This window comes from Sphingomonas bacterium (assembly GCF_903644055.1).
Classification (GTDB): Bacteria; Pseudomonadota; Alphaproteobacteria; order Sphingomonadales; family Sphingomonadaceae; genus Sphingomonas_I.
Genome location: NZ_CAHJXD010000126.1, coordinates 1 through 10,656, shown reverse-complemented (window position 1 = coordinate 10,656; position 10,656 = coordinate 1). Strand labels below are relative to the sequence as shown.

Below are 10,656 nucleotides of genomic sequence, written 5' to 3'. Positions count from 1 at the left end.
TCGAAGCCGTTGATCGAGACGCCCTCGCGGCTCTTCTGGCCCTTCTGGCCGCGCCCGGCGGTCTTGCCCTTGCCCGAGCCGATGCCGCGCCCGACGCGCATCCGGCCCTTGCGGGCGCCTGCATTGTCCTTGATCTCGTTGAGCTTCATGATCTGCACTCGCTTTCGCTTTTGTCGCGCTTGTTCATCATCGAAGGATTAGCCTTCGCTGACGGTCACCATATGCTGCACCTTGCGGACCATGCCGCGGACCTCGGGGCTGTCCTCCAGCTCCGAGGTCTTGTGCATCTTGTTGAGGCCGAGGCCGACCAGCGTCGCCCGCTGCGCCTTCGGACGCCGGATTGGCGATCCGGTCTGCGTGATCTTGATCGTCGCCATGTCGCTTACTCCACCACGGCCGCGGCATCGGCTTCGGCGACCTCGACGGAGGCGCCGCCGCGACGCAGCAGTTCGGCGATCTTCTTGCCCCGGCGCTGCGCGACCGAGCGCGGGCTCGTCTGCTCGCCGAGCGCCTCGAAGGTCGCGCGGATCATATTGTAGGGGTTGCTGGTGCCGACCGACTTGGTGACCACGTCGTGGACGCCGAGGCTCTCGAACACCGCGCGCATCGGGCCGCCGGCGATGATGCCGGTGCCTGCGGGTGCGGTGCGGACATAGACGCGGCCCGCGCCGAAATGGCCCATGCCGTCATGGTGCAGCGTGCGGCCGTCCTTGAGCGCGACGCGGATCATCGCCTTCTTGGCGGCGGCGGTCGCCTTGGAGATCGCCTCCGGCACTTCGCGCGCCTTGCCGTGCCCGAAGCCGACGCGGCCCGAGCCATCGCCGACGACGACGAGCGCCGCGAAGCCGAAGCGCTTGCCGCCCTTCACGGTCTTCGAGACGCGGTTGATGTGGACCAGCTTCTCGACCAGCTCCTCGCCGCCCTCGTCGCGATTGCCACCACCGCGATTGCGATCGTTGCGGCCGCGATTGTTGCCGCCGCGATTGTCGTTGCCGCCCCGGCCACGGCCGCCGCGCGGGCCACGGCCCCCGGGTGCCTGACCTTCGCGGGCTACAGGCGCGCCATCGGCGGGCGCTGCTTCGGCGACGGGCGCCTCGTTGGGAATTTCGTCAGCCATTAGAACTCCAATCCGCCTTCACGGGCGGCATCGGCGAGCGCTTTCACGCGCCCGTGGAACAGGAAGCCGCCGCGATCGAACACCACCCTGGTGATGCCCGCCGCCGAGGCGCGCTCGGCGACGCGCTTGCCGACAGATGCCGCCGCATCGGCATTGGCGCCGGTCGATCCGCGCACGTCCTTCTCGAGGGTGGAGGCGGCGGCGACGGTCTTGCCCGCCGCATCGTCGATCACCTGCGCATAGATGTGGCGGCCCGAACGGTGCACCGAAAGCCGGGGGCGCAGCGAGCCCTTGGCCTTCAGCGCGGTGCGGACACGGCGCCGGCGGCGCTCGAACAAAGAGAGACCCTTGGCCATTACTTCTTCTTCCCTTCCTTGCGGAAGATGAACTCGCCGGCATATTTGATGCCCTTGCCCTTGTAGGGCTCGGGCTTGCGCCAGCGACGGATTTCGGCGGCCACCTGGCCGACCTTCTGCTTGTCGATCCCCGAGATGTTGACCGTGGTCTGATCCGGGGTGGCGATCGTGATCCCTTCGGGGATCGCGAAATCGACGTCATGACTGTAGCCGAGTTGCAGCTTGAGGTTCTTGCCCTGGACGTTGGCACGATAGCCGACGCCGGTGATCTGGAGCTGCTTGGTATAGCCGTCGGTCACGCCGGTGATCAGGTTGGCGATCAGCGTCCGCTGCATGCCCCAGAAGGAGCGCGCGCGCTTGGTCTCGTTCGCCGGCTGCACCGAAATGCCGCCGTCGCCGATCTCATAGGTCACCTCTTCGACGAGCGGCATCGTGAGCGTGCCCTTGGCACCCTTCACCGACAGCGTCTTGCCTTCGATGTTCGCGGTTACGCCCGTGGGGACGGGGACCGGCTTCTTGCCGATGCGGCTCATCAGAACACCTCCGCGAGAACTTCGCCGCCGACGTTCTGGTCGCGCGCTTCCGCATCGGAAAGCACGCCCCGTGGCGTCGAGACGATGGTCATGCCGAGGCCGTTGCGGACGCGCGGCAGCTCCTGGCTGCCCGAATAGACGCGGCGGCCGGGCTTGGAGACACGCGCGACATGCTGTATCGCGGGCTGGCCCTCGAAATATTTGAGCTCGATGCGCAGGCCCGGATGCTCGCCGAGCTTCTCTTCCGAATAGCCCCGGATATAGCCCTCGCGCTGGAGCACATCGAGCACGCGGGCGCGCAGCTTCGACGCCGGCGACACCACCGAGTCCTTCTTGGCGCGCTGGCCGTTGCGGATGCGGGTGAGCAAATCACCCAATGGATCGTTGATCGACATATTGTGCCCTTACCAGCTCGACTTGGTGACGCCGGGGATCATGCCCCGCGTGGCAAGCTGCCGCAGCATGACGCGGCCGAGCCCGAACTTGCGATAGACGCCGCGCGGACGCCCGGTGATCATGCAGCGGTTGCGCACGCGCGTCGGATTGCCGTTGCGCGGAATCTCGGCGAGCTTGAGCCGCGCGATCAGCCGCTCGGTATCGTCGAGCGACGTATCGTCCGCGACCGCCTTCAGCCGGGCATATTTGCCGGCATATTTCTTCACGAGCTTCTTGCGACGCTCGTTCTTGTTGATCGAACTCAGTTTCGCCATCGACTTAAGTCCTTAAGTTCTACTCCCCTCCCCTTCAGGGGAGGGGCAGGGGGTGGGGGAGGTCTGCCTTGACAGGCCCCACCCCAACCCCTCCCCTGAAGGGGAGGGGCTCAGGTTGAGATTACGCCGCCTTCTTCTCTTCGACGACAGGCTGCGGGAACGGGAAGCCGAACAGACGGAGCAGCTCGCGTGCCTCGTCGTCGGTGTTCGCGGTGGTGGTGACGATCACGTCCATGCCGCGCACCTGGCTGACCTGATCGTAGCTGATCTCCGGGAAGATCAACTGCTCCTTGAGGCCGCACGCATAATTGCCGCGCCCGTCGAACGACTTGTCCGAGAGGCCACGGAAATCGCGGACGCGCGGCAGCGCGATCGTCACGAAGCGATCGAGGAATTCGTACATCCGCTCGCGGCGCAGCGTGACCTTGCAGCCGATCGGCATGCCCTCGCGCAGCTTGAACTGCGCGATCGACTTCTTCGCCTTGGTGACGACGGCCTTCTGGCCGGCGATCTGGGTCATCTCGCCCGCCGCCTGCTCGACGCGCTTCTTGTCCTGCGTCGCGTCGCCGACGCCCATGTTCAGCACGATCTTCTCGAGCCGGGGCACCTGCATCGCATTCTTGTAGCCGAACTTCTCGATCATCGCGCTAATGATCGAGTCTTCATAAAGCCTGTGAAGGCGGGGCTTCGCATTGTTGGCCTCAGCCATCGATCTTCTCCCCGGTCTTGACCGCGATGCGGACCTTCTTGCCGTCCTGCGTCTCGAAGCGGACTCGCGTCGGCTTGCCGTCGGCGGTCGCCATCGCGACCTTCGAAATGTGCATCGGCGCCTCGATCTTCTCGAGACCGCCCTGCGGGTTGGCCTGGCTCGGCTTGCGATGGCGCGTCGCGACGTTGACGCCGGCCACGATCACCTTGCCGTCCTTGGGCATCGCGCGGGTGACCTCGCCGGTCTTGCCCTTGTCCTTGCCGGACACGACGACGACGCGATCGCCCTTCTTGATCCTTGCAGCCGACATCACAGCACCTCGGGCGCGAGCGAAATGATCTTCATGTGCCCGGCCGCGCGCAGCTCGCGCACCACGGGCCCGAAGATGCGGGTGCCGATCGGCTCCCCGTTATTCTTGTTGATCAGCACGGCGGCGTTGCCGTCGAAGCGGATCGTCGAGCCATCGGGACGGTTCACGTCCTTGGCGGTGCGGACGATCACCGCGCGATGGACATCGCCCTTCTTGACGCGGGCGCGCGGCGCCGCCTCCTTGATGGAGACGACGATGACATCGCCGACGCTGGCGAAGCGCCGCTTCGAGCCGCCGAGCACCTTGATGCACTGGACGCGCTTGGCGCCCGAATTATCGGCGACCTCGAGATTGGACTGCATCTGGATCATGGGTCAGTCTTCCTTCAGGCCGCTGCGGCTTCGGGCGCGGCGTGCGCGTCGACGGTGCCGACGACGGTCCACGTCTTCAGCTTGGAGATCGGCGCGCATTCCTCGATGCGGACGGTCTGGCCTTCCTTGTACGCATTGCCCTCGTCATGGGCGTGATACTTCTTCGAACGCTTGATGATCTTGCCGTACAGCGGGTGCTTCACCCGCCGCTCGACCGAAACCACCACCGTCTTGTCGGTCTTGTCGGAAACCACCGTTCCCGTCAGCACGCGCTTCGGCATCGTGTGGGCTCCTTACTTGCCGGCCGCAGCGGAACGCTGCGTCTGGAGGGTCTTGATCTGCGCGATCGTCCGGCGGACTTCGCGCACCCGGCTGGGCTTTTCCAACTGGTTGGTCGCCGCCTGGAAGCGCAGATTGAACTGCTCGCGCTTCAGCTCGCCGAGCTGGGTCGAAAGCTGGTCGTCGGTCGCGACCGTGAGATCCGAAATCTTCGCCATGATTACACAGCCTCGTGCACGGACTCGCCCAGACGGGCGACGACCTTGGTCTTGATCGGCAATTTCTCCATCGCACGCTCGAACGCGACGCGGGCGATCGGACCGGGAACGCCATCCAGCTCGAACAGGATGCGGCCGGGCTTGACGCGCGCGACCCAGAATTCGGGCGCGCCCTTGCCCGATCCCATCCGGACCTCGGCGGGCTTCGACGACACGGGCACATCGGGGAAGATGCGGATCCAGAGGCGGCCCTGGCGCTTGATGTGGCGCGTGATCGCGCGGCGCGCGGCCTCGATCTGGCGCGCGGTGATCCGCTCGGGCTCCATCGCCTTGAGGCCGAACGCGCCGAAATTGAGCGCGGTGCCGCCCTTGGCGTCGCCGTGGATGCGGCCCTTGTGGGCCTTGCGGAACTTGGTGCGCTTCGGTTGCAGCATATTCTCTAACCTTCAAACACCACCCGGGGTGGCCGATAAGGCGGACTGAGTTTTAAACTCAGCGCGCCGGACGAACCCCGGAGGTCTGTGCTTCCATCATCAGGCGATCCTGGGCGAGCGGATCGTGACCCAATATCTCGCCCTTGAAGATCCACACCTTGACCCCGCAGACGCCATAAGCGGTGTGCGCCTCGGCCTCGGCATAATCGACGTTGGCGCGCAGCGTGTGCAGCGGCACGCGGCCCTCGCGATACCATTCGGTCCGCGCGATCTCGGCGCCGCCGAGGCGCCCCGCGCAGGTGATCCGGATGCCCTCTGCGCCAAGCCGCAGCGCCGACTGCACCGCGCGCTTCATCGCGCGGCGGAACGCGATGCGGCGCTCGAGCTGATCGGCGACGCCCTGCGCGACGAGCTTGCTGTCGATCTCGGGCTTGCGAATCTCGACGATGTTCAGGCTGACGTCGGACGAGGTCATCGAATTGAGCGTCTTGCGCAATTTCTCGATGTCCGCGCCCTTCTTGCCGATGATCACGCCGGGGCGCGCGGCATAGATGGAGATGCGCGCGAGCTTGGCCGGACGCTCGATCACGACCTTGGAGATCGCCGCCTGCGGGTGCGTCTTGAAGATATACGCGCGGATCTTGAGATCCTCGAGCAGCAGCTTGGCATAGCTGTCGCCTTCCGCATACCAGCGGCTGTCCCAGGTGCGGTTGATCTGCAACCGCATCCCGATCGGATTGCTCTTCTGACCCATTATGCTTCTTCCTGCTCGCGCACGACGACGCGGATGCGGCTGAACGGCTTGACGATGCGGGCCGAGCGGCCGCGCGCGCGGGTGGCGAAGCGCTTCATGACGAGGCCCTTGCCGACCGAGGCTTCCTGCACGACGAGCGCATCGACATCGAGATTATGGTTGTTCTCGGCATTGGCGATCGCGCTGGCGAGCGTCTTGCGGACCTCGACGGCCATCGCCTTGGTCGAGAAGGACAGGATGTTGAGCGCGTCGCCCGCCTTCTTGCCGCGGATCAGCCCCGCGACGAGATTGAGCTTGTACGGGCTGCCGCGCACCGAGGTGTTGACGGCGAGCGCTTCCTTGTCGCCGACCTTGCGGGGGGATGCTGGCTTGGACATCAGCGCTTGCCCTTCTTGTCGGCGGCGTGACCCGGGAAATAGCGGGTCGGCGCGAATTCGCCGAGCTTCATGCCGACCATCTCTTCATTGACCGACACCGGCACGAACTTGCGGCCGTTGTAGACGTTGAAGGTGAGGCCGACGAACTGCGGCAGGATCGTCGAGCGCCGCGACCAGGTCTTGATCGGCGAACGCACGCCGGCCTCCTGCGCGGTCTCGGCCTTCTTGAGCAGGCTCAGTTCGACGAACGGGCCCTTCCAGACTGAACGCGCCATTTAGCCCTTCCTCTTGGTCGAATGACGCGACCGGATGATCATCTTGTCGGTCGATTTGTTCTTGCGGGTGCGCGCACCCTTGGTCGGCTTGCCCCACGGGGTCACCGGATGACGGCCGCCCGAGGTGCGGCCTTCGCCGCCGCCGTGCGGGTGATCCACCGGATTCTTCGCGACGCCGCGCGTCAGCGGGCGCTTGCCCAGCCAGCGGTTGCGGCCCGCCTTGGCGAGATAGGTGTTGCCGTTGTCGGGGTTCGAAACCGCGCCCACCGTGCACATGCAATCGGCATGGATGTAGCGCTGCTCACCCGAATTGAGCCGCATGATCACCATGCCGCGATCGCGGCCGACGATCTGGGCATAGGTGCCCGCCGCGCGCGCGATCTGACCGCCCTTGCCGGGCTTCATCTCGACATTGTGGACGATCGTGCCGACCGGCGCCTGACCCAGCTCCATCGCGTTGCCCGGCTTCACGTCGGTCTTCTTGCCCGCGACGATCACGTCGCCGGCGGCGAGGCGCTGCGGTGCGAGGATATAGGCGAGCTCGCCATCCTCATATTTGACCAAAGCGATGAACGCCGAACGGTTGGGATCATATTCCAGCCGCTCGACCGTGGCGGGGGCATCCCATTTGCGGCGCTTGAAATCGACGTAGCGATACTTCTGCTTGTGGCCGCCCGCGATGCCGCGCGCGGTGGCGTGGCCCATATTGTTGCGGCCGCCCGACTTATGCTTGCCCTCGACGAGCGCCTTGACGGGCTTGCCCTTCCAGAGCGACGATTTGTCGACGAGCACCAGGCCGCGGCGGGCCGGGCTGGTCGGATTATAATGTTTGAGCGCCATCGCCTCAGATCCCCGTCGTCACGTCGATGGACTGGCCGTCCGCCAGCGTCACGATCGCCTTCTTGGCGTCCGAACGCTTGTAGGGCAGGCCCTTCCACTTCTTGGTCTTGCCCTTGGTCACGATCGTGTTGACGCCCGTGACCGTCACCGAGAACAAAGCCTCGACGGCGGCCTTGATCTCGGGCTTGGTCGCATCCTTCGCCACCTTGAAGACGACCGCATTATGCTCGGAGAGCAGGGTCGATTTCTCGGTGATGTGGGGTGCGAGCACCACGTCGTAATGGCGGTTGTCGACCGCCTTCTGCTGCTTAGCCATTGAGGCGCGCCTCCAGCTTTTCGACGGCGGCGCGGGTCAGCACCAGCGTATCATGTTTCAGGATGTCGTAGACGTTGGCGCCGATCGCGGGCAGCAGGTTGATGCCCTTGAGATTGGCGGACGCGTGCGCGAAGCTGAGGTTCAGCGCCTCGCCGTCGATCACCAGCGTCTTGGTGCCGAAGCCGAGCGCGCCGAGCTGGCCGACGAGCGCCTTGGTCTTGCCCTCGGCGACGTCGAGCCCGTCGACGACGATCAGGCTGCCGTCCCTGGCCTTCGACGACAGCGCCATGCGCAGGCCGAGCGCGCGGACCTTCTTGTTGAGGCTCGGGTTGAAATCGCGGACGCGCGCGCCGTGCGCCTTGCCGCCGCCGACGAACACCGGCGCGCGGCGATCGCCGTGACGCGCGGTGCCGCCGCCCTTCTGGTTGCCGAGCTTCTTGCCCGACCGTGCGACATCGGCGCGCTCGCGCGTGCCGCGCGCGGTGCCGCGACGCTTCTCGAGCTGCCAGGTGACGACGCGGTGGAGGATATCGGCGCGCGGCTCGATATCGAACACGGCATCGCTGAGTTCGAGATCGCCGTTGGCCGACGCATCGAGGTTCTTGACCTGAATCTTCATGATCAGCCCTCCTGGCCTTCGGTGCCGGGGGTCTGATCGACCTCGGCGGCAGCGGCGACTTCGGCCTCGTGCGCGATCGCGGCATCGGCGGCGGCGACGCCGGCCGCCACTTCCTCGGCACCCGGATCGTGCGGCAGTTCGTGAACCGCGCCTTCCTCGACCATTCCGGCGGGGGCGGGCTCGTGCTGCGCCTTGCCCGTCCAGAGCGCGGCCGGGAACGGCGCGTCCTTGTGGCCGGGCACCTTGACGGCATCCTTGACGAGCAGCCAGCCGCCCTTCGAGCCGGGGACCGAGCCCTTGACGAAGAGCAGGCCGCGCTCGGCATCGGTGCGGACGATTTCGAGATTCTGCTGGGTGCGCTGCTTGTCGCCCATATGGCCGGCCATCTTCTTGTTCTTGAAGACCTTGCCCGGATCCTGGCGCTGGCCGGTCGAGCCGAGCGAGCGGTGCGACAGCGAGACGCCGTGAGTCGCGCGCAGACCGCCGAAGTTCCAGCGCTTCATGCCGCCCGCGAAGCCCTTGCCCTGCGTGCGGCCGGCGATGTCGACGAGCTGGCCCGCGACATAATGCTCGGCCGAAATCTGCGCGCCGACATCGAGGAGATTTTCCTCGGTGACGCGGAATTCATGGACATAGGCCTTGGGCTCGACCTCGGCGGCGCCGAAATGGCCGCGCTGCGGCTTGGCGACATTCTTGGCCTTGGCCGTGCCCGCGCCGAGCTGGACCGCGACATAGCCGTCGGGATCCATTTCCTTGCGCGCGACGACCTGGAGCTGATCGAGCTGCAGGACGGTGACGGGCACATGGCGCCCATCCTCCTGAAACAGCCGGGTCATCCCCACCTTCTTCGCGATCACGCCAGTGCGCATGATCCAATTCCTTCCAAACAGAGGCTCGACGGATCACCGGCGAGCTTGCCAACGAAAAAGGCTCCCGATGCCGGAAGCCTGACCCGATCGAACCGCATGCCCCGCCAGGGCCGTTGCTCAACAATAAGGTGATCGCTCACCATAAAGTTGAAAGCGGGGACGCAGGCAACGCGCCTTGCCCTTGCGGGAGCGGTGCGTTCGGTATCCTTGCTTTCTGCTTCTCTCCGCCTCAGCCCGAGGGCGATGCGGGAAGCCAAAAGTGCCAGCCGAGGTGAATCACCTCGCCAGCGGTGCCGGCGCCTTACGCCAGCTTGATCTCAACATCAACACCCGCGGCGAGATCGAGCTTCATCAGGGCATCGACCGTCTGCGGGGTGGGCTGGACGATATCGAGCAGCCTTTTGTACGTGCGAACCTCGAACTGCTCGCGCGACTTCTTGTCGATGTGCGGGCCACGGTTGACCGTGAACTTCTCGATGCGCGTCGGCAGGGGGATGGGGCCACGGGTCAGCGCGCCGGTGCGCCGGGCGGTGTCGGCGATCTCGCCGGTCGCCTGATCGAGCACGCGATGGTCGAACGCCTTGAGGCGGATGCGGATATTGCTGTCCATGGTCCCGTCCAATGAGAAAGAGCGAGCGGGACGTTCCGGTCCCACAAAAAGCAGAACGGCCGACTCTTGGGAGAGTCGGCCGTTCCGTTGACGCGCCTATATTAGGCGCTGATCGTGCTGACAACCCCCGAGCCGACCGTGCGGCCGCCCTCGCGGATCGAGAAGCGCTGGCCCGGATCCATCGCGATCGGCGCGATCAGCTTGATGCCGAGTTCGACATTGTCGCCGGGCATCACCATTTCGGTGCCCTCGGGCAGCTTGACTTCGCCGGTCACGTCGGTGGTGCGGAAGTAGAATTGCGGGCGATAATTGGCGAAGAACGGCGTGTGGCGGCCGCCCTCTTCCTTCGACAGGACATAGACCTGCGAATTGAACTCGGTGTGCGGCTTGATCGAGCCGGGCTTGCAGAGCACCTGGCCGCGCTCGACCTCCTCGCGACCGACGCCGCGGATCAGCGCGCCGATATTGTCGCCCGCCTGCCCCGAATCGAGCAGCTTGCGGAACATCTCGACGCCGGTGACGACGGTCTTGCGCGTATCCTTGAGGCCGACGATCTCGACTTCCTCGCCGACCTTGACCTGGCCGGTCTCGACGCGGCCGGTGACGACCGTGCCGCGCCCCGAGATCGAGAAGACGTCCTCGATCGGCATCAGGAAGGGCTTGTCGAGCGGACGCTCGGGCTGCGGGATGAAGGCGTCGACCGCCGCCATCAGCTTGAGGATCGCGTCATGGCCGATCTCGGGGGTCTTGTCCTCGAGCGCCGCGACCGCCGATCCCTGGATGATCGGGATATTGTCGCCGTCGAAGTCGTACTTGGAGAGCAGCTCGCGGATTTCGAGCTCGACGAGCTCGAGGATCTCGGCGTCGTCGACCAGATCGACCTTGTTCATGAACACGACGAGCTGCGGCACGCCGACCTGGCGGGCGAGCAGGATGTGCTCGCGGGTCTGCGGCATCGG

At 65.7% G+C, this 10,656-nt stretch carries 21 protein-coding genes and 1 pseudogene; all 22 read right to left on the bottom strand.

Going from position 1 to position 10,656, the window contains the following annotated elements:
* Positions 1-149, bottom strand: a pseudogene (locus HUU94_RS12775) (50S ribosomal protein L15); the annotation flags it as partial.
* A gap of 48 nt (positions 150-197) precedes the next feature.
* Positions 198-377 (bottom strand): 50S ribosomal protein L30, encoded by a 180-nt coding sequence (gene rpmD / locus HUU94_RS05550; protein WP_174274106.1) that lies wholly within the window; start codon positions 375-377, stop codon positions 198-200.
* Positions 378-382: 5 nt separating this feature from the next.
* Positions 383-1,117 carry a 30S ribosomal protein S5 gene (rpsE, locus tag HUU94_RS05545; protein ID WP_254601984.1) on the bottom strand — a complete coding sequence of 245 codons (735 nt, stop codon included), beginning with the start codon at positions 1,115-1,117 and terminating at the stop codon, positions 383-385.
* Entirely contained in the window at positions 1,117-1,473 is a 357-nt protein-coding gene (rplR, locus tag HUU94_RS05540) for a 50S ribosomal protein L18 (RefSeq protein WP_174274105.1), read from the bottom strand. Before rplR ends, rpsE begins: the two co-directional genes overlap by 1 nt.
* The gene (gene rplF / locus HUU94_RS05535; protein WP_174274104.1) at positions 1,473-2,006 is read right to left on the bottom strand and encodes a 50S ribosomal protein L6; all 534 of its coding nucleotides are present in this window, start codon (positions 2,004-2,006) and stop codon (positions 1,473-1,475) included. Before rplF ends, rplR begins: the two co-directional genes overlap by 1 nt.
* Entirely contained in the window at positions 2,006-2,401 is a 396-nt protein-coding gene (gene rpsH / locus HUU94_RS05530) for a 30S ribosomal protein S8 (RefSeq protein WP_174274103.1), read from the bottom strand. Before rpsH ends, rplF begins: the two co-directional genes overlap by 1 nt.
* A gap of 9 nt (positions 2,402-2,410) precedes the next feature.
* Positions 2,411-2,716: a 30S ribosomal protein S14 gene (gene rpsN / locus HUU94_RS05525; protein ID WP_174274102.1), complete on the bottom strand. Its 306-nt coding sequence runs from the start codon at positions 2,714-2,716 to the stop codon at positions 2,411-2,413.
* Positions 2,717-2,837: 121 nt separating this feature from the next.
* Positions 2,838-3,425, bottom strand: a complete 588-nt coding sequence (rplE, locus tag HUU94_RS05520; RefSeq protein ID WP_174274101.1) for a 50S ribosomal protein L5 — start codon at positions 3,423-3,425, stop codon at positions 2,838-2,840.
* A complete protein-coding gene (gene rplX / locus HUU94_RS05515) occupies positions 3,418-3,735 on the bottom strand; it encodes a 50S ribosomal protein L24 (RefSeq protein WP_174274100.1) in 318 nt (105 codons plus the stop codon). The genes rplE and rplX overlap by 8 nt, the downstream gene beginning before the upstream one ends.
* Positions 3,735-4,106, bottom strand: a complete 372-nt coding sequence (rplN, locus tag HUU94_RS05510; protein ID WP_174274099.1) for a 50S ribosomal protein L14 — start codon at positions 4,104-4,106, stop codon at positions 3,735-3,737. Before rplN ends, rplX begins: the two co-directional genes overlap by 1 nt.
* A 14-nt stretch (positions 4,107-4,120) precedes the next feature.
* Complete coding sequence (gene rpsQ / locus HUU94_RS05505; protein WP_174274098.1) at positions 4,121-4,387, bottom strand: 30S ribosomal protein S17; 267 nt, start codon at positions 4,385-4,387, stop codon at positions 4,121-4,123.
* A gap of 12 nt (positions 4,388-4,399) precedes the next feature.
* Positions 4,400-4,603 (bottom strand): 50S ribosomal protein L29, encoded by a 204-nt coding sequence (gene rpmC / locus HUU94_RS05500; protein ID WP_174274097.1) that lies wholly within the window; start codon positions 4,601-4,603, stop codon positions 4,400-4,402.
* 2 nt (positions 4,604-4,605) lie between these two features.
* Positions 4,606-5,037, bottom strand: coding sequence for a 50S ribosomal protein L16 (gene rplP, locus HUU94_RS05495; RefSeq protein ID WP_174274096.1), 432 nt, complete (start codon positions 5,035-5,037; stop codon positions 4,606-4,608).
* Between the two features lie 58 nt (positions 5,038-5,095).
* Positions 5,096-5,791 (bottom strand): 30S ribosomal protein S3, encoded by a 696-nt coding sequence (rpsC, locus tag HUU94_RS05490; RefSeq protein WP_174274095.1) that lies wholly within the window; start codon positions 5,789-5,791, stop codon positions 5,096-5,098.
* Positions 5,791-6,168: a 50S ribosomal protein L22 gene (rplV, locus tag HUU94_RS05485; RefSeq protein WP_174274094.1), complete on the bottom strand. Its 378-nt coding sequence runs from the start codon at positions 6,166-6,168 to the stop codon at positions 5,791-5,793. The genes rpsC and rplV overlap by 1 nt, the downstream gene beginning before the upstream one ends.
* Entirely contained in the window at positions 6,168-6,443 is a 276-nt protein-coding gene (gene rpsS / locus HUU94_RS05480) for a 30S ribosomal protein S19 (RefSeq protein ID WP_174274093.1), read from the bottom strand. The genes rplV and rpsS overlap by 1 nt, the downstream gene beginning before the upstream one ends.
* A complete protein-coding gene (gene rplB / locus HUU94_RS05475; RefSeq protein WP_174274092.1) occupies positions 6,444-7,283 on the bottom strand; it encodes a 50S ribosomal protein L2 in 840 nt (279 codons plus the stop codon).
* Between the two features lie 4 nt (positions 7,284-7,287).
* Entirely contained in the window at positions 7,288-7,599 is a 312-nt protein-coding gene (locus tag HUU94_RS05470; RefSeq protein ID WP_174274091.1) for a 50S ribosomal protein L23, read from the bottom strand.
* A complete protein-coding gene (gene rplD, locus HUU94_RS05465; protein WP_174274090.1) occupies positions 7,592-8,218 on the bottom strand; it encodes a 50S ribosomal protein L4 in 627 nt (208 codons plus the stop codon). Before rplD ends, HUU94_RS05470 begins: the two co-directional genes overlap by 8 nt.
* Before the next feature lie 2 nt (positions 8,219-8,220).
* Positions 8,221-9,087, bottom strand: coding sequence for a 50S ribosomal protein L3 (rplC, locus tag HUU94_RS05460; protein ID WP_174274089.1), 867 nt, complete (start codon positions 9,085-9,087; stop codon positions 8,221-8,223).
* Positions 9,088-9,388: 301 nt separating this feature from the next.
* The gene (gene rpsJ / locus HUU94_RS05455) at positions 9,389-9,697 is read right to left on the bottom strand and encodes a 30S ribosomal protein S10 (protein ID WP_167074487.1); all 309 of its coding nucleotides are present in this window, start codon (positions 9,695-9,697) and stop codon (positions 9,389-9,391) included.
* A gap of 101 nt (positions 9,698-9,798) precedes the next feature.
* The coding region (locus HUU94_RS05450; protein WP_174274088.1) for an elongation factor Tu at positions 9,799-10,656 on the bottom strand (858 nt) is incomplete at its 5' end.

What these genes read in the sequence shown, in the direction of transcription:
- rpmD (WP_174274106.1), bottom strand. Translation starts at nt 377, where the DNA reads ATGGCGACGATCAAGATCACGCAGACCGGATCGCCAATCCGGCGTCCG.
- rpsE (WP_254601984.1), bottom strand. Translation starts at nt 1,117, where the DNA reads ATGGCTGACGAAATTCCCAACGAGGCGCCCGTCGCCGAAGCAGCGCCC.
- rplR (WP_174274105.1), bottom strand. Translation starts at nt 1,473, where the DNA reads ATGGCCAAGGGTCTCTCTTTGTTCGAGCGCCGCCGGCGCCGTGTCCGC.
- rplF (WP_174274104.1), bottom strand. Translation starts at nt 2,006, where the DNA reads ATGAGCCGCATCGGCAAGAAGCCGGTCCCCGTCCCCACGGGCGTAACC.
- rpsH (WP_174274103.1), bottom strand. Translation starts at nt 2,401, where the DNA reads ATGTCGATCAACGATCCATTGGGTGATTTGCTCACCCGCATCCGCAAC.
- rpsN (WP_174274102.1), bottom strand. Translation starts at nt 2,716, where the DNA reads ATGGCGAAACTGAGTTCGATCAACAAGAACGAGCGTCGCAAGAAGCTC.
- rplE (WP_174274101.1), bottom strand. Translation starts at nt 3,425, where the DNA reads ATGGCTGAGGCCAACAATGCGAAGCCCCGCCTTCACAGGCTTTATGAA.
- rplX (WP_174274100.1), bottom strand. Translation starts at nt 3,735, where the DNA reads ATGTCGGCTGCAAGGATCAAGAAGGGCGATCGCGTCGTCGTCGTGTCC.
- rplN (WP_174274099.1), bottom strand. Translation starts at nt 4,106, where the DNA reads ATGATCCAGATGCAGTCCAATCTCGAGGTCGCCGATAATTCGGGCGCC.
- rpsQ (WP_174274098.1), bottom strand. Translation starts at nt 4,387, where the DNA reads ATGCCGAAGCGCGTGCTGACGGGAACGGTGGTTTCCGACAAGACCGAC.
- rpmC (WP_174274097.1), bottom strand. Translation starts at nt 4,603, where the DNA reads ATGGCGAAGATTTCGGATCTCACGGTCGCGACCGACGACCAGCTTTCG.
- rplP (WP_174274096.1), bottom strand. Translation starts at nt 5,037, where the DNA reads ATGCTGCAACCGAAGCGCACCAAGTTCCGCAAGGCCCACAAGGGCCGC.
- rpsC (WP_174274095.1), bottom strand. Translation starts at nt 5,791, where the DNA reads ATGGGTCAGAAGAGCAATCCGATCGGGATGCGGTTGCAGATCAACCGC.
- rplV (WP_174274094.1), bottom strand. Translation starts at nt 6,168, where the DNA reads ATGTCCAAGCCAGCATCCCCCCGCAAGGTCGGCGACAAGGAAGCGCTC.
- rpsS (WP_174274093.1), bottom strand. Translation starts at nt 6,443, where the DNA reads ATGGCGCGTTCAGTCTGGAAGGGCCCGTTCGTCGAACTGAGCCTGCTC.
- rplB (WP_174274092.1), bottom strand. Translation starts at nt 7,283, where the DNA reads ATGGCGCTCAAACATTATAATCCGACCAGCCCGGCCCGCCGCGGCCTG.
- HUU94_RS05470 (WP_174274091.1), bottom strand. Translation starts at nt 7,599, where the DNA reads ATGGCTAAGCAGCAGAAGGCGGTCGACAACCGCCATTACGACGTGGTG.
- rplD (WP_174274090.1), bottom strand. Translation starts at nt 8,218, where the DNA reads ATGAAGATTCAGGTCAAGAACCTCGATGCGTCGGCCAACGGCGATCTC.
- rplC (WP_174274089.1), bottom strand. Translation starts at nt 9,087, where the DNA reads ATGCGCACTGGCGTGATCGCGAAGAAGGTGGGGATGACCCGGCTGTTT.
- rpsJ (WP_167074487.1), bottom strand. Translation starts at nt 9,697, where the DNA reads ATGGACAGCAATATCCGCATCCGCCTCAAGGCGTTCGACCATCGCGTG.